Consider the following 407-nt stretch of genomic DNA (forward strand, 5'->3'; position numbering starts at 1 on the left):
GGAGCCGCAGGCGGTGCTGACCCGGCTGCGCGCGGCGGCCGCGGCGCCCGGCCCGCTGACCGTGTACGTGGCGGGGGAGCTGCGGCTGGACCGCAGACAGCGGCTGCCGCACCTGGCGCTGGCCCGCACCACCCCGGCGACCGTGCGGTACACGGCGCTGCCCTGGCACTGGTTCCGGGACGAGCTGCGGTTGCGCCCGGCCGGCGCGACGACGCTGTTCCTCGATCTGCGCGCCGACGCGGACACCTGGCGGGCGCTGTGCGCGCCGCCCGCGCCGGGCCGTCCGTTCGCGCTGGACTGCGGCCGTGACGCCGCCGTCTACGGTCGCGTCGCGCCCCCGCCGGCGCGGCGCGGGGTGGCGGCACCGGCGTACATGAAGGCGCTGGCGACGCTGTTGCGCAGCGGGC

Annotated in this window: 1 pseudogene; it reads left to right on the forward strand. The window is 79.6% G+C overall.

From position 1 onward, the window contains the following. Positions 1-407 (forward strand): annotated as a pseudogene (locus LPA54_RS40645) (hypothetical protein); the annotation flags it as partial.

It is taken from the genome of Streptomyces sp. DH12, from assembly GCF_020873895.1.
Classification (GTDB): Bacteria; Actinomycetota; Actinomycetes; order Streptomycetales; family Streptomycetaceae; genus Streptomyces.